Origin of the sequence: Pseudomonas saudiphocaensis, assembly GCF_000756775.1 — a bacterium.
GTDB classification, from domain to species: domain Bacteria; phylum Pseudomonadota; class Gammaproteobacteria; order Pseudomonadales; family Pseudomonadaceae; genus Stutzerimonas; species Stutzerimonas saudiphocaensis.
Map to the genome: position 1 here is coordinate 3,236,804 of NZ_CCSF01000001.1, position 15,829 is coordinate 3,252,632.

A 15,829-nucleotide genomic window follows, 5' to 3' on the forward strand; every position below is an offset into this window, starting at 1 on the left:
CTTCGCAGACCGTAGGGTGGATCACGCTTCACCGATCCACCTAAGGCCTGTAGGGTGGCTCTGAAAACCAGCATCCACCTTACAGTCACATCTGTCTTTCATCCCGCGTGCCACGCGCATCGAGATAGTCACCATGCAAATCAAGCTCGCCAATCCCAGAGGCTTCTGCGCCGGCGTCGACCGCGCCATCGAAATCGTCAACCGCGCTCTGGAAGTGTTCGGCCCGCCGATCTATGTGCGTCACGAAGTGGTGCACAACAAGTTCGTGGTCGAGGATCTGCGTGAGCGGGGGGCGATCTTCGTTGAGGAATTGCACCAGGTGCCGGATGGTTTCATCGTCATCTTCAGTGCCCACGGCGTATCCCAGGCAGTGCGAATGGAAGCCGACAGGCGCGGCCTGAAGGTCTTCGATGCGACCTGCCCGCTGGTGACCAAGGTCCATTTGGAGGTCACCAAGTACAGTCGCGAAGGGCGCGAGTGCGTCCTTATCGGCCACCATGGGCATCCCGAGGTGGAGGGCACCATGGGCCAGTACGACACCACCAATGGCGGCTCAATCTATCTGGTAGAAGACGAGGAAGACGTTGCTCAGCTACAGGTGCGCAACCCCGAATCCCTGGCGTTCGTGACCCAGACCACGCTGTCCATGGATGACACCAGCCGCGTAATCGATGCATTGCGCACGCGCTTTCCCAGCATCGGTGGCCCGCGCAAGGACGACATCTGCTACGCCACTCAGAACCGCCAGGACGCGGTCAAACAGCTCGCCAACGAGTGCGATGTGGTCCTGGTCGTCGGCAGCCCCAACAGCTCCAACTCCAACCGCCTACGCGAACTGGCCGAGCGCATGGACACGCCCGCCTACCTGATTGACGGCGCCGAAGATCTCAAGCGCGAATGGTTCCCTGAAGACGCTCGCATTGGCATCACCGCCGGCGCCTCAGCTCCTGAGGTGCTGGTGCGCGGCGTAATCGATCAGCTGCGTGAATGGGGCGCGACGGGGATGGATGAGCTGGAAGGGCGGCCGGAGAATGTGACGTTTTCGATGCCGAAGGAGTTGCGTCTCAAGCAAGTGTGAGGCTTAGCCGCGGATGTGAAAAAGCCGACCCGTAAGTGTCGGCTTTTTCATGCGTATTGCTAAATCCGGGCTACGAACTTCGATGCCGAAAGATTTTCGAATTAAGGCGTTGTAAGAAAAGCTCGGTCTGCGTATCGGGCTTCACTTGATGCCGGGGCCTTATTTCCAGCAGTCTTCCCAAGACTTGCTGCCGGTAACGCCTTTTACACCTGTTGCAGTCAAGGTCAAGTTGCCGCAGGCAGAGTCGCCAAACTGCTGGGTCGCTGTAAGGGTATATCCACCGTCCGAAGCGCTGCTGCCGAGCGATAGCACATACTTCCCTGTCTCTGATTTATTATTACCGGCTTTCAGATTGAGCTTTCCTATGTCCGCGTCGGAGGTGACATATTCGTTATTCTGCGCATAGTAACGTTCCTGTCGGGCAGCAACTTCGTTGAGGAACGCCTGGCCTTCAGTACGGTTACCGCGCTTAACGAACTCTTGATAGCTCGGATAGGCAATCGAGGCCAAGATGCCGATGATGACCACGGTGATCATCAGTTCGATCAAGGTAAAGCCTTTTTGGCGGTAGGGACTATTCAGCACGGGATCACTCCTTGGTTGGCAGTTGGCGCCAGGTTTGGCGACCTTCTGTTAGGCCGGCGTTCACGCCGTAATCCTCGACGCCACTTGCGCCGTCGCCGTCGTTCACATAGATGCTGCCGCTAGAGATACTAAAATCGCCGCCGTCGAAGACAAAGCCGGAAATTCCTTCGTCATATGCTCCATCGCCATCTAGATCGAATGTTGAATAGAGGGTGGCGCCCCCAGTTGTCGAATTGATTCCGTAGGCGGTGCCGGTCAGCCCTGCCTCGCAAGGATCGTCACTTGGGGTGATAGTGGTTAGCAGTTGAGTGTTACCGAGCATGCGCATGTTGTAGACCATGCGTTCGCCGTTTGCGGGGAGATCGATAAACCAGCCCCATTTGTCAACGTTGCCGTCGCCAGTTCCTTGGCCATCGTACCAGCCAATGGCGTTCTGGCTGAGGCTATAAGCCTTTTTGCCGTTGAAGGTCGTTTCGGTGAAGAACTGCCCCACCAAGTTGCTGCGACTTTTGTTATCAGTTAGTGAGCTGCTGGTGGATTCCCCGGCGGTCTTGCGATCCCAGATGCCGTATACGCTCTGCTGATCACTATTACTCTTGTCGAGTATTGTCAGGTAGCGTCCGGTGCCGAAAGTCACGATATAGCCCAAGCCGCTAGGGTGTCTGGTCAGCAGTGGTGCTGCGGTGATTGGCTGGCGCTTGCCCTGTGCGTTGCGGGCCACGTAGAGTGGTGCACCTCCAAATGAAACTTTAAGGTCGTCTGCATTCGCATCGTCTGTGAGTGGGTTGTTCGCGCTTGTGTCAATTAGGTCAAAACGCCAGAGGTTGCCCAGCAGGTCTCCGGCATAGGCGTAATCGACGATGCCGTCGTTGTTGATATCGAAGCCCATCAGGCGAGACAGACCGTTGGCCAGGCTGTCCACACTCTCACCATCCTCCAGTTCTGGCGTAGCGGTCAGCTTTTTTATGACCTCGCCAGTCTCGATGTTGAGCACGAACAGTACGGCAGAGTTACTGCCACTGTCGTAACCGTTGGGTACGAGAGCAGCCCAGTCACCAGTATGCAGACGGAAGATTCCCGGGGTAGGAATGCTATATCCCATGTCGCTGTCGTCTTCGTCGCTGAACTCCCAAAGCAATTCTGGGCTGTCTGGATCCGTGATATCTAAAGCAAAAACGGAGCGTCCACCGGCACCGAGGCTGCCAAGTAGTACCTTGTGCCATGCGTTATTAAAGTACACGTCACGAGCTACGGGAGAGCCATCGACAAAGTACCGGTGAGACGTGCCACCTTCCTTGCCATAGTCTTCTGCAGTGAGTATTGGAAGATTTTTGATTACGGCACTGGGAATAAAGGCAAAACGCTCCTCCCCGGTTTTGGCGTTAAACGCATGTAGCATGCCATCGTTAGCCCCGACATAGATTGTGGAGTGGCCTGCCTGTTCACTTCTATAGGTTGCGTAGCTGTCGCTACCTTCCAGGTTGTTGGCATTGCTGATGGAGTAATTGGCGCCCGCTACCAGTAGTGGAGACGAGTTAACGATATCGCCGAGCTTCGCGCTGCGGATTATGTTTGTGCGTGTTTCGCCTAGGGTGTCGGTCGTGCCGTTCGGGGCTTTGTTTAGCAGCGCTTGCTGAGCTTCGTTCAGGTTGTCCCAGTTGAACGACGCTAACGAACCATTCCTGGCGAACTTTATATTACGACCAGAGCCGGTAAGCGTTTTATCGGTAGACCATTCCCCCTCCGCTTGCCCAGGATTCTCGGTGTTGACCTTTTTCAGCGTGCCGCTCCAGGGATCCACATTGAAGCTGGTGGTGTAGGCAAAAGTACCATCATCGGTACTGCTGCCTTCCGTGCTGATCGTGGGCGAGGTGACGCTGCTGTTGCGCTGCATGATGTCGTTAAACGCACTGGTCAACTGGTCTTTCAGGGTCAGGGCGTTGGTTACCAGGAAGTAGTTGCTAGGATCACCCGTAACTTCGGCAGGGTTTCTATCAGGCATACCGTATTTGGCGGCATACCAGAGGGGATCCCTAAGGAACCCCGCTCCGGAGGAAGTAGCCGCGGCGCTAAAGGTACGCGTTGCAGTCGTTGGCAGCGCTTTACACTCTGCAGAAGTTAGCCTGGTTGCGCACCAGCCCGGGCTCTTGCCCGGCGGAGTGCTCAGTTTGTAGGGATGGTTTCCATCAGTAGTATCTACATCGCGCACTTCAAGGTATATGCCGTCAGCGGTAGTGCCGGAGATAACGTAGCCCATAAGCTGGATAATGCCGCCAGCGGCATATTCTGAGTCGAGCTTAACCTTCAGCGAACCGTCTGCTTCGACTGACAAGGTATAGAGGACGATGGCGTCCATATCGTGGTCTGCGCCTTGTTCAACGTCTTCGTAGTTGATGCGGAACTGCGCGAATGGGCGGCCCTGGTTGACGCTGGCGTCATAATCAGCACCGGTAGGGCCGGATGTATTGGCGATAGTGACTACGTAGTAGTCGACGATCTGGTTGGTCGGCTGGAAATTAGTTGTAGGAGAGATGCCATAGCTTCCGCCACCCACAGACTTTGCAAAAGGAACCAACGTGATGTTCTTGCTGCCATCGGTGCCGATAGGGAATTTTATCTGCGGTAACGGCGAGGCAAGAGCAATGGAGTAGGTAAGCATCTCCTTGTCACCGCCTACGGCATTTTCTGCGGCGAACTTGGCAATGCCTGCTGAATAATAGGTGCCTTGCTTGCTAGGTTCCTCGGGGGACAATCCGCGCGCCCACGATAGGTTCTGGATGACTTTGGCGGTGGGGGCGTTGTCGGCGTTATCCCCTGTGGACTGGCCTATAAAGAATGTCTTTCCATGAATGCCTTCGGCGGCGCCAATTGCGTCCGTTGCGCTTGAAACGTCCAACGCGCTCAGCTTCGATGGGAGGTTGAAACTTGTACCCTGGCTATTGAAGCGGCTGCCTGGCAAGGTGAAATCGTATGAGGGGTTGATATCGCTAATGACTGTCATGACCGGGACAGCGCAGCTTTGTTGACCGCCGCCGCCGGCAGCTTTGGACGTATAAGGTGGTACCCAGGCCGGTGCAGGTAAGGTCAGATCCGATTGGGTGTCCCGAGCATTTCCGCTGTATGTGTACTCAGACGAGCCCGAGGTCGATCCGGCGAAATAGCGTAGACCTTCGAACATCATTTCAGCGAGTGGGTTGCCCCACATTGTGCACATGCCGTCGGCTTTTTGGGTGATGGGAACGTCGCCTATCCAGCCGCAGTTTGTGTATTGGTAGTTGGGATTCGAGTAGCTGAAGTCAACGATACGAAGTTTGTTTAATGTAGCGACGATGCCGTCCGTAACATTAGAGTTGAATTGGCCGGTAGCGCTGTTTACCTCACGGGAAAAGGAGTCGATGTTGCTGCGTAGTACGCCGCCTTTTGTATTCTTCGCGTAGGAACCGGTCAGAAGCCCAAACTTCATCGAGTCATTTTCGCCGAAGTCATGCAGGATGCCGGTAGGTTTGTAGCTGACGTTGCCATTGCTTCCGGAATAGGCTTTACAGTTGCCCTCCCGCAGATTGGCGTTACTCGGGCAAGCAAGAACGTTCAGAGCGTAGTCCGTCATTGTGCTGGCTGCGGCGTTCGGGGCCTTGTAGTAGAGCTGCCAGCTGTCACCGCCAGTACCTTCCTCATGACGGAATTTAACGGTGTAGTCGGTGCCTGCGATCAGGGAAATTGTGCCGGTAGTACCACCTGGTTGGTTGTTATTGGCAGCGTGGCCACCATACCAATAAGCAACGCGTGTGGAGCCGACGTAGAAATCAACGGCATCGTCACCATTTACTCCGAATGTGTAGGTTCCAGTGACGGGCACCCGCATGGTTCCGGTTATCAGTGTGTTGTAGTTGTCATGGCCGCAGCCGTTGCTTCCTGAAAAAGGGTTGTTGTTCTGACCGGTTGTGTTGATGCTCGTGACGGTACCAGTACCGCAAGTGGTATGGGTCGCATTGAACAGATTGTTCATCGCGGTTTGGTCGCCTGGATTCCCGGTGTTGTCTCGCCGCGTGGTAATTGTCAGTCCGTTAGGGAAAAGACTGGCGGGCGCGATGGCCCAGTTATCTGAGCCTGCGGTTGTGCAGGACGTACTGTTGTCGACGCAATTAGTGCTTGCCACCGGGCCTTCTTTGGATACCCAATCCCAGATTCGGTATTGAGTATTAGTGAGTACGCGCAGGATTGGAGTCCCGTTATTGCTCAGTGTTGTAACGGCAAACATATGCCGATAGCCGGCAGCCGGTGTAGAAAGCGGCGCGTAATCGCTAATATTGAAGTTATCCCGGATCGGATCGTATTCCTTGCCCGAGCTGTGAGCGTCTTGGGGAATGAAAGCAGCGCGCAGGACCGTCTCGCTGGCTGTGTCCGTAGCCCTGTAGCCGCCGTAGAGCACTTTGCGCAGGGCATCCATACGCGATGTTGCTAGGTAATTGAGGAAATTGCCGCTCCAAGCGTTGCTGCAGGTATTGCTGGCACCGGCTACTGCGGTTGGCTCAAAACGACCATTCGTATGGCTATAGCAGACACCGGTGTTGAAGTAACCGTAATAAGTGATGCTTGGTTTGAAACCAACATCCAGAGCACCATCGCCGTCCAGGTCAGAAGCGTCGTTATAAGCCTCGTAATACAGCTTGTGGTCACGTCCCATGACCAGCATGTTGAGAGGTGGCACCGAGCTGGTTACAAAAAGAGGGGTCTGGACAAGTGAATTGCTGTCGGCCCAGGCTGCCGGCAGGCTGCTTGCAACGCCGAACAGTGCCCCGAAGACAAAAGGTGTTATCCGTTTCATGAAAGTCTCCTGGCGGCTTATTTCTTGATGAGCAACGTGGTGGAAGTCAGACAGAGGGTGGTGCCGGTGCAGGTGTCGTCTTCTTCGCCGTCTTTGAAGGCCTGAGCATTCACTTCGTAGAAGAAGCTGCTTCCCGATTCGGCGGTATCAATGCCCGCGAGGGCGCCGCCGGAATTACCGCCGTCGTTCGTGCCCCCGCCTCCTGCATTGACTGGACCGGCAATGAAGCGGATGTACCAGCGGGCCTCGCGCTCCAAAGTGGTTTTGCCATCGAGGCCGCTGTAGTCCTCTGTGGCAGCGAAGTTGTAGTCATAGTCTTCGGCTCTCCCCTGATAGCAGGGAATTGTTGAGGTAGACTCGGAGCAGTCTTCGATAGTCACCGCTTGGCCTATGCGCCGTTCTGCCTCGCGCTGGGCCGACTCCGCGGCGTTGCGCAATTTCTTTTGCTCAACCAGATTGCCGGTAATACGGCTTTCCAGCGCGACTTCTCGCATGCTGCCGACCCCCAGGAGGGTGACGATCAATAGCATGACGAGAGCGATGACCAGTACGGCACCATCTTGGCGGTGGTGGGGTAAAACAGTCATGGCATCAAGTTCCTCAGGGTCGAGCTGCTACTTACCATTTGGTAGAGCTTGCCGGGTTCACAGGTGAGTGTCTGGCCGGTGAGCTTTTCCCAGTCGCCGACTTCGTCATCGTTGTTCGGATTGCTGCAAACCTTGCTCTCGACGCCTTGGGTCAGGTTGTTGGTTGAGGCGACTAGGAGAGTGGAGTAGCGCAAGGCGCGAATGATGTCGCCGGAGGCTGGGGTGGTTGTGTAGGAGTTGACTTTCAACAGGGAGATATCGCTGTTGACACCGTAATCGAAGTGAAGACCTGCAATGTTGCTGACCAGCTCTTGGCTATTGCATTTGAGAGCACCGTCGGCCAGTGCGATTTTCTCGACCATGATGTCGTCAGTGTTGAAATGAGGCAGAGTGGTGTCGCTGTCATAAGGCTTGCTGAGATCGCTACTGCCGCTGTAGGTGTCGCCCAAGCAGTTGGTCTCGTTTTCATCCCTGGGTTGGTAGCGCAGGCACAGAGTGGAATCATCTACACGAACGACGGTTTGCCCGGCCGCGAAGGTGCAACCGTCAACAGTTCGGGAGGGAAAGGCTACATCCATAGTGAGGGCTGGATTGCGCCGGTAGCCTGCTTTGGCCAAGCGTTCACCAATCAGCATTAGAGCGAAGCGGCCATTTTCCAGGTTCTCGCCTTGTCCCTGCTGATAGAGATAGTTGCGCTTGTTATCCAGATAAATCTGCGTGACTCCGAGGATCAGAAAGCTGCTGAGGGCCATGGCCACCATCAGCTCGACTAGCGATAGACCGCGCTGCTTTTGGGAAGCTTTCGGGTTCATGCTTAAAACTCCACTCGCACGGCGTAGGTGCAATATTCATTCTCGCTATCATCTAGGCATTCCCCGCCCTTGACCGCCCAAGCGAGCTGGATTTCGATGGTGGAACCATCCCCATCGCAATCGCCAGAGGTTTTGGTATGGCAAATGTGAAAAGCGCTGTTCATTAGGTCATCCGCACCCGGTAAGGTCGCTTTGGCTTTTTCCGCCCAGCAGCCAAGCCGCTCCGGGGCGCTCGCGCTAGCGAGCGACGTACAGTCGTCCGCTGGGTCAGGAAAATCCGCATTCTTGGCCTTGTAATAGTCGGATGAGCTCCGCGGCAGGCCATCGGCGATTACCTTGTCGAGGTCGGCCCGCATCAGCTCCTGCAGGTCGTCGGCGAGCATGGCGGCGGTGTTGCGTAGGGCGGAGTCCTGGGTATAGGCGATGGTTCGTCCTTGCAGAGCGACCAAACCCAGTACGCCGATACAGATCAGCAGAATGGTGACGAGGACTTCGATCATGCTGAAGCCGCGGATGCCGTGTGCTCTGTTCATGTTCAGTCCTGGACTTTTCTGACGAAACCCGCCGTCTGGGTCGAGACGGTAAAGGAGAGGCTGTCGTCGCTGTTTGTAAAGGTGGTGCTGGATGCCGTGGCCGTGCCGTTTGGGTTGAACGTAATGCTGGTCACGCTTGGCGCGACGTTCACGCTGGCGGGAATTTCGATAGTGCGCTCACCACTACTCCAGATACCGTTGCCCTGGGTCACGGCGATGCTGGTGCGCTTGGTCACGGCGTCGCTACGGGCGGAGATCAGTAGCGAGTGAAATTCGTTGGCTGTTGCTGTCACTCGGTTGTTTTCGATCAGGCGCCCAAAAGACGGCACCGCTATAGCTATGAATATGGCGAGTACGGCAATGGCGACCATCAGCTCAACCAGGGTGAATCCATGCATGTCGCTGCGGCGTGACATGTTGCGCTCCGTTTAAATTCTTGAGCGGATAATGGGTCGGCGTGGAGGCTTTGTCCGTTATGCCGGGATGGCCGGTTCGTTTGTCTGGATGACCGGCTGTCGGAGAGGATTATCAGCTTTATAGAGGCCCGTCGGCGTGATCCGGACCATGCTTTGGAGCAAGGCCCCGCTTGCTGCTGGCTCTCATTGGCTGCAAAGCGAGGCTTTCTCTGTATTCTCGGCAGGAGTTCCCTGTCGCAGGCGACCTTGGCGGTTAAGCACCAATTGCCAAGCCACTTTTTGTTCGTGGCATTGGTAGAAGCGTCCATTGCTGATTGGGCTCGAGCCGTTGTTGTGAAAGCGGATACTTTGCTGAAAGCCGCTCCAGCGCAGAGCGTCATGACTGGGTAGTTGGGTGAGTTGCATTACTCGACCGTCCGGAGCGCGAACGAGCCATCCGTTGGCCCAGCTAGCTGAGCAAGTTTTTCCGTCGCTACTGCCGCATACCTCAATTGTGCGACGTTGCAGGATTGCTTCTGCACGAGCGTTATTCAAAACCGCTGCAACCTGCTCCATAAGCGCCTGCTGACGATTGCGAGTGATCAGGCCATCGAAGGCTGGCACGGCAATGTTGGCGAAAATCGCCAGGACGGCGAGGGTGATCATCAATTCGACAAGCGTAAAGCCTTGATTTCGGTTCATCATGATGCAGGTCCTTGCAAGTATGATGCGGCGCCGTCCTGGCGCGTGCAGTGCCTTTCGCATTTGAGACTTTATGACTGGGTAGTCAAGGATCGACGGCCGGAACTGTGAAGCAAGCTCGGGAGACATCTTTGAAGCAAGAAACAATCATCATTGGCGGCGGCATCATCGGTCTGCTTTCGGCGTACCAACTGGCCAATGCCGGCCAGCAAGTGGTTCTGCTTGAGTCGGGCGAGACGGGTAGTGAGGCCTCTTGGGCCGGGGGCGGGATTGTTTCGCCGTTGTATCCGTGGCGCTACAGCCCGGCGGTAACGGCGCTGGCGCATTGGTCGCAGGATTTCTATCCGGGTTTAGGCGAGAGCCTGCGAGCACATACAGGGGTTGATCCTGAGGTGCATGAAACCGGGCTTTACTGGCTGGATCTGGAGGATGAGGAAGATGCCCTGACCTGGGCCTCGGCTCAGGGGCGGCCGCTACAGCGGGTGGCGATGGAGCAGGTGCACGCCGCTGTCCCTGTACTAGGTGAGGGTTTCTCTAACGCTGTTTTCATGCCCGGCGTGGCCAATGTGCGTAACCCGCGACTGCTGCGGGCGCTGCGTGTGGCGCTCGCGGGAATGGCCAATGTGCGGATTGTGGAACATTGTCCGGTAACGGGCTTTTTGCATGAGGGCGGGCGGGTGCTGGGCGTTCAAACCGCGAAGGGAGAGATGCGTGGCGAACGTGTTGTGGTCGCTGCCGGCGCCTGGAGCGGCGAGCTGCTGGCTACGCTGGGGCTGGCGTTGCCGGTCAAACCCATGAAAGGCCAGATGATCCTGTTCAAATGCGCAGAAGACTTTCTGCCGAGCATGGTGCTGGCCAAGCGGCGTTATGCGATCCCGCGGCGGGACGGTCATGTGCTGGTTGGCAGCACGCTGGAAGATGTCGGCTTCGACAAGACTCCAACCGAAGATGCGCTCGACAGTCTCCGTGCTACGGCCGCCGAGCTTTTGCCGGCGCTGGCCGATGCCGAAGTGGTGCGGCATTGGGCGGGGCTGCGGCCGGGTTCGCCGGACGGTGTGCCTTATATAGGAGAGGTCCCTGCTTACAAGGGGCTTTGGCTCAACTGCGGGCATTTCCGTAACGGGCTGGTGCTGGCACCGGCGTCCTGTCAGTTGCTGACGGACTTGATATTGGGGCGCAAGCCGACGCTCGATCCGGCGCCTTATGCAGTGGCGGGGCGGTTGCTGTAACTCGTTGGATCCTTCGGTGGGCTGGGCTGTCAGCTTTTGGTGGGAACGGGCCATGCCTGTGAAGGATTCCGCGCCGAAGTGTGAGCCTTGTTCGCAGGCATGGCCTGCTCCTACAGGATCGGGGTTTGCTGATGTCCATATGATCCTCCAGAGGGCTGTCGGCTCTTTGTGGGAACGGGCCATGCCCGTGAGGTGATTCTGCGCCGAAGTGAGGGTCTTGTTCGCAGGCATGGCCTGCTCCTACAGGATCGGGGTTTGCTGGTGTCGATATGATCCTCAGGTGGCCTGTCAGCTCTTCGTGGGAACGGGCCATGCCCGTGAAGGATTCCGCGCCGAAGTGTGAGCCTTGTTCGCATGCATGGCTTGCTCCTACGGAATCGGCCTTTGCCAGTGTCGATAAAGCCGGGTTCGACGGGTATAGTTTCGGCGTTTTCTTCTTTTGCTCATGAGGCTTGTGTGGCCAGGAAAACCACCTCTTTATCCGGCCTTGGCGGGCTGGTGTTTTCCACCGATGCGGGTCGGCACTGCCCTGGTTGCAGCCAACCAGTGGATGCCTGCATCTGCAACAAAGCGCCGACTCCCGAAGGGGATGGCATTGCCCGCGTACGTCGCGAGAGCAAGGGGCGGGGCGGCAAGACGGTAACGACCATCACCGGCGTGCCGTTGGCCGGGGATCAGCTAAAGGAGTTGGCCAGTGCCCTTAAGCGCCGTTGCGGCACGGGCGGTGCGCTCAAGGATGGAGTCATCGAAATCCAGGGCGATCATGTTCAGCTACTGCTTGATGAGCTGCAAAAGCGCGGATTCAAAGCAAAGAAATCCGGCGGCTGAGTGCGTCTGAATTTAACGCACGGCGCTTCGTCGCTCAGGCCACTCCCGCATATCTGGGGAGTGCGCCATGCTCGCAAACAAGGTCCGGCTCGGAAGCCATCGTGCAGGCGGATCTGTTGCGCTCACTTCTTGTCCAGACGCAAGTCTCTGACAAAACTCCACACCCACTTTCAGGAGGCTTGAATGGCCGTTCGACGTACACGCAAAGACGATGGCAGCCAGTGGACCGCAGCCGACAGCCGCAGCGTCTATGGCATCCGTCACTGGGGTGCGGGTTATTTCTCGATCAGTGATGCGGGGCAGATCGAGGTGCGTCCACAAGGGCCGAAAGGGGAGCCGATCGAGTTCAACGGTCTGATCGAACAACTCAGGGATGCCGGCCTGACGCTGCCTTTGCTGGTGCGTTTCCCGGGAATTCTTCAGGACCGTGTGCGTCACCTCACGGGTGCTTTCGATGCCAATATCGAGCGGCTCGACTATCAGGGACGCTACACCGCGCTGTACCCGATCAAGGTCAATCAGCAGGAGGCGGTGATCAAGAACATCATCGCCACGCAGAACGTGGCCATCGGCCTGGAAGCCGGTTCCAAACCCGAGCTGATGGCCGTCCTGGCACTGGCGCCAAAGGGTGGCACCATCGTTTGCAATGGTTACAAGGACCGCGAATTCATTCGCCTGGCGCTGATGGGGCAGAAGCTCGGGCACAACGTGTTCATCGTCATCGAGAAGATGTCCGAAGTGGAGCTGGTGATCGAAGAGGCCGCCGAGCTGAAGGTCGTGCCTCAGGTTGGGCTGCGCGTGCGTCTGTCATCTCTGGCGTCGAGCAAGTGGGCCGATACCGGCGGTGAGAAATCCAAGTTCGGTCTGTCCGCGGCGCAGCTGCTTACGGTCATCGAGCGCTTCCGCGCCGCGGATATCGACCAGGGGGTGCGGTTGCTGCACTTCCACATGGGGTCGCAAATCGCCAACCTGGCCGACTATCGCTCCGGCTTCCGCGAAGCCATCCGCTACTACGCCGAACTGCGTGCGCTGGGGCTGCCCGTCGACCATATAGATGTAGGCGGTGGGCTGGGCGTCGATTACGACGGCACCCATTCGCGCAATGCCAGCTCCATCAATTACGACATCGATGAGTACGCCGGGACCGTAGTAGGGATGCTCAAGGAGTTCTGCGATCGCCAGGAGCTGCCGCATCCGCATATCTTCTCCGAGAGCGGCCGGGCGATGACTGCCCACCATGCGGTATTGGTGATGCAGGTGACCGACTTCGAGCGCCACAACGATGAAGCGCCTGTGGTGGAGAACTACGACGAGCTGCCGGATATCGTTCAGTCGCTGGTGGATCTGCTCGGCCCCAGCGATCCGGAGATGGTCACCGAGACCTACTGGCGCGCCACCCACTATATAAGCGAGGCCTCGGCGCAATATGCCGCCGGCAAGCTTTCTCTGGCGCAGAAGGCGTTGGCCGAGCAGAGTTACTTCGCCATCTGCCGACGTCTGCACAACCAGCTCAAGGCCCGCCAGCGTTCCCACCGCGCGGTGCTCGACGAGCTCAACGACAAGCTCGCGGACAAGTACATTTGCAACTTCTCGGTATTTCAGAGCCTGCCCGACACCTGGGCCATTGACCAGATTCTGCCTATCGTGCCGCTACAACGGCTGTCGGAAGAGCCGGTGCGGCGCGCGGTGCTGCAGGACCTGACCTGTGACTCGGACGGCAAGATCAGGCACTACGTGGATGAGCAGAGCATCGAGAACAGCATGCCCGTGCATGAGATCCAGGCGGGGGAGGAGTATTTTCTCGGCGTGTTCCTGGTCGGCGCCTATCAGGAAATCCTCGGCGACATGCACAACCTGTTCGGCGACACCGATTCGGTGAACGTCTACCAGCGTGAGGATGGCAGCTACTACCACGCCGGCATCGAAACCCACGACACCATCGAGGACATGCTGCGATACGTGCACCTCTCGCCCGAGGAGCTGATGACTCACTACCGCGACAAGGTTTCCAGTGCCCGTCTTAGCGCCAGGGAGCGCGCGCAGTATATCGACGCCCTGCGTCTGGGGCTGACGCGTTCGTCGTATCTCACGCCCTGATAACGCCGCTTCCCCTGATCTCCCAAGATGACGAGATATGGGCTGCCGGGCTGCTTTGCTTGTGTAGGAGCCCCGCCCTCGGGGCGAAGCTTTTAGCCTGAAGGTGTACATGCGCTTGCATCGGCACCGTCAGTCAGCAGGCAAGCTGGCGCTTGCATTCGCTGCGGGGTCGCAGCTCCTACAGAGTGCAATGATGCGGGGCTTTGGCTTTTGTAGGAGCCCCGCGCTCGGGCGAAGCTTCTCGTGTCAGACCTTACGCACAAACTCGGACTTCAGTTTCATGGCGCCGATGCCGTCGATCTTGCAGTCGATGTCGTGGTCGCCGTCGCACAGGCGGATGTTCTTCACCTTGGTGCCGACCTTGACCACGGACGAAGAGCCCTTGACCTTCAGGTCCTTGATCACGGTGACGGTATCGCCGTCCTGAAGCAGGTTACCGACCGAGTCCTTGATAACCCGCTCATCGTCGGAAGAGGCCTCCGGTGCGTTGGCGGACCACTCATGGGCGCACTCGGGGCAGACCAGCAGCGGACCGTCCTCATAGGTGTATTCGGACGCGCATTTGGGGCAGGGTGGCAAAGAGCTCACGGCATAACCTCGTCTTGATGAAGCGAAAAGGCCGTCTATTGTATAAGGTCTTTGCCACTTTGGGCGCGGCTGCTGGGTAGCTGCCCCGTTCTACCGGTTCAGGCGTTCCTGATCGCGAGGTAACGCTCTTCCAGTTCGCGGCGAATCTGCCGGCGCTGCTGGGCTTGGGCGAAGCGGCGCTTTTGCTCCGGGGTTTGAGGCTGCAAGGGCGGCACGCTGGTCGGTCGGCCATCTTCGCCAACGGCAACCATGGTGAAGAAGCAGCTATTGGTGTGGCGGACGGTCTTCTGCCGAATGTCTTCGGTGGTGACCTTGATGCCGATTTCCATCGAACTGGTGCCGGTGTAGTTGACCGATGCCAGGAAGGTCACCAGCTCACCGACATGGATCGGCTGGCGGAAAGTGACCTGGTCGACCGAGAGCGTAACCACATACTCACCGGCGTAACGGCTGGCGCAGGCGTAAGCCACTTCGTCGAGATACTTCAACAGGGTGCCGCCATGTACGTTGCCGGAAAAGTTGGCCTTGTCCGGGGTCATCAGTACGGTCATGGTTAGTTCGGCGTTTCCATCAAACATTTTGTTGCAACTCATACAGGCGAAGGGGGTGCTACTTTAGTCGAATACGAGCCGCTTGTGTGACTTGTTGTCGCAGGGAAGACGATTTTGACGTGGTGGTGAAGCCGCCAAGGGCGGTAATGAAGGGGTTTATTGACTTGTGCCACTTTTCGGTGCGCTTGCGCAATTTATATTCGCTGCCCACCACGCTGCCTGCAGCAGCATCGTTCCCACGGTTATGGACTACCACATGCGCATCTTCGTCTGTCTTTTGCTGAGCTGCTTCGCTGCTTTCGCCTGTGCCAACGAAAACGATGAGGCGATGAAGCGCTTCACCTACCTGATGGCCGACGAGCAGAGGCGCCAGCAGGCATACGAGGCAGGACGTGAGCGTGCGATATTTTGCGGTTATTGCCATGGCGAGAACGGCAACAGCAAACGCCCACACATTCCCAACCTGGCGTCGCAGAACCCCATCTACCTGTTCCATGCCTTCGAGCAGTTCGCCCGAGGCGAGCGTATCGACTATGTGATGTCGAACCTGGCGAAGAATCTGACCATGGAGGATCGGGTCAATATTGCGGTCTATTTCAGCCAGCAGAAAGTGCTGCCGAGCAGCACCGCAAGCGACGACCCGGCACTGAGCAGTCAGGGTGCGGCCCTGTTCAAGCGCACCTGCGTGGGCTGTCACGGCCAGCAGGCGCAGGGTATGGAGACGATGCCGCGTCTGGCCGGCCAGCCTGGCGAATATATCCGTAAGGCCCTCACTCGCTTCCGCAATAACGATCCGGCGCGCGCCGGCTCGGTAATGGTCGGGATTGCCAGTCAGCTGTCCGAGGCGGACATCGAAGCACTGGCGGCCTATCTGTCGCGCCTGCAGCTGACCCCTCGCCAAGAGCAGGCGAGCCTTGCTCGAATACAGCAGACGGCGACTCAGTAGCCTTCTGATCTGCGCCGGATTCAGCATGCACAGCGACGCGACTTATCTGGCGTGAGGGCCCCACTTCGAACCC

Annotated in this window: 14 protein-coding genes; 5 read left to right on the forward strand and 9 right to left on the reverse strand. The window is 57.5% G+C overall.

Annotated elements, in window-relative coordinates:
• The first annotated feature begins 133 nt into the window (after positions 1-133).
• Positions 134-1,078: a 4-hydroxy-3-methylbut-2-enyl diphosphate reductase gene (gene ispH / locus BN1079_RS15065; protein WP_037025885.1), complete on the forward strand. Its 945-nt coding sequence runs from the start codon at positions 134-136 to the stop codon at positions 1,076-1,078.
• Between the two features lie 159 nt (positions 1,079-1,237).
• Here the strand turns inward: ispH and BN1079_RS15070 are convergent, their stop codons facing one another.
• The 7 genes from BN1079_RS15070 to BN1079_RS17465 form a co-directional block, all read right to left on the reverse strand.
• Positions 1,238-1,663 (reverse strand): type IV pilin protein, encoded by a 426-nt coding sequence (locus tag BN1079_RS15070; protein ID WP_074436847.1) that lies wholly within the window; start codon positions 1,661-1,663, stop codon positions 1,238-1,240.
• 4 nt (positions 1,664-1,667) lie between these two features.
• Positions 1,668-6,488 carry a PilC/PilY family type IV pilus protein gene (locus tag BN1079_RS15075; protein ID WP_052114493.1) on the reverse strand — a complete coding sequence of 1,607 codons (4,821 nt, stop codon included), beginning with the start codon at positions 6,486-6,488 and terminating at the stop codon, positions 1,668-1,670.
• Positions 6,489-6,505: 17 nt separating this feature from the next.
• Entirely contained in the window at positions 6,506-7,075 is a 570-nt protein-coding gene (locus BN1079_RS17900) for a pilus assembly PilX family protein (RefSeq protein WP_052114494.1), read from the reverse strand.
• Positions 7,072-7,887: a PilW family protein gene (locus BN1079_RS15085; RefSeq protein WP_037025886.1), complete on the reverse strand. Its 816-nt coding sequence runs from the start codon at positions 7,885-7,887 to the stop codon at positions 7,072-7,074. Before BN1079_RS15085 ends, BN1079_RS17900 begins: the two co-directional genes overlap by 4 nt.
• Positions 7,888-7,889: 2 nt before the next feature.
• The gene (gene pilV / locus BN1079_RS15090; RefSeq protein WP_037025888.1) at positions 7,890-8,420 is read right to left on the reverse strand and encodes a type IV pilus modification protein PilV; all 531 of its coding nucleotides are present in this window, start codon (positions 8,418-8,420) and stop codon (positions 7,890-7,892) included.
• Between the two features lie 2 nt (positions 8,421-8,422).
• Positions 8,423-8,836, reverse strand: coding sequence for a pilus assembly FimT family protein (locus BN1079_RS15095; RefSeq protein ID WP_052114495.1), 414 nt, complete (start codon positions 8,834-8,836; stop codon positions 8,423-8,425).
• 183 nt (positions 8,837-9,019) lie between these two features.
• Positions 9,020-9,520 (reverse strand): GspH/FimT family pseudopilin, encoded by a 501-nt coding sequence (locus tag BN1079_RS17465; protein ID WP_074436862.1) that lies wholly within the window; start codon positions 9,518-9,520, stop codon positions 9,020-9,022.
• A 128-nt stretch (positions 9,521-9,648) separates the two neighbouring features.
• On the opposite strand from BN1079_RS17465, the gene thiO reads away from it, so the two are divergent.
• The 3 genes from thiO to speA all read left to right on the forward strand — a co-directional run bounded on the left by thiO (position 9,649) and on the right by speA (position 13,671).
• Complete coding sequence (gene thiO, locus BN1079_RS15105) at positions 9,649-10,746, forward strand: glycine oxidase ThiO (protein ID WP_037025893.1); 1,098 nt, start codon at positions 9,649-9,651, stop codon at positions 10,744-10,746.
• 456 nt (positions 10,747-11,202) lie between these two features.
• Entirely contained in the window at positions 11,203-11,574 is a 372-nt protein-coding gene (locus tag BN1079_RS15110) for a translation initiation factor Sui1 (protein WP_037025895.1), read from the forward strand.
• 183 nt (positions 11,575-11,757) lie between these two features.
• The gene (gene speA / locus BN1079_RS15115; RefSeq protein WP_037025896.1) at positions 11,758-13,671 is read left to right on the forward strand and encodes an arginine decarboxylase; all 1,914 of its coding nucleotides are present in this window, start codon (positions 11,758-11,760) and stop codon (positions 13,669-13,671) included.
• 246 nt (positions 13,672-13,917) lie between these two features.
• Here the strand turns inward: speA and BN1079_RS15120 are convergent, their stop codons facing one another.
• Both BN1079_RS15120 and BN1079_RS15125 read right to left on the reverse strand, forming a co-directional pair.
• Entirely contained in the window at positions 13,918-14,259 is a 342-nt protein-coding gene (locus BN1079_RS15120; RefSeq protein WP_037025897.1) for a zinc ribbon domain-containing protein YjdM, read from the reverse strand.
• A 98-nt stretch (positions 14,260-14,357) separates the two neighbouring features.
• The gene (locus BN1079_RS15125; RefSeq protein ID WP_037025899.1) at positions 14,358-14,837 is read right to left on the reverse strand and encodes an acyl-CoA thioesterase; all 480 of its coding nucleotides are present in this window, start codon (positions 14,835-14,837) and stop codon (positions 14,358-14,360) included.
• Positions 14,838-15,066: 229 nt separating this feature from the next.
• Between BN1079_RS15125 and BN1079_RS15130 the strand changes: the two genes are divergently transcribed.
• Positions 15,067-15,756 (forward strand): c-type cytochrome, encoded by a 690-nt coding sequence (locus BN1079_RS15130; protein WP_037025900.1) that lies wholly within the window; start codon positions 15,067-15,069, stop codon positions 15,754-15,756.
• Positions 15,757-15,829 lie beyond the last annotated feature (73 nt).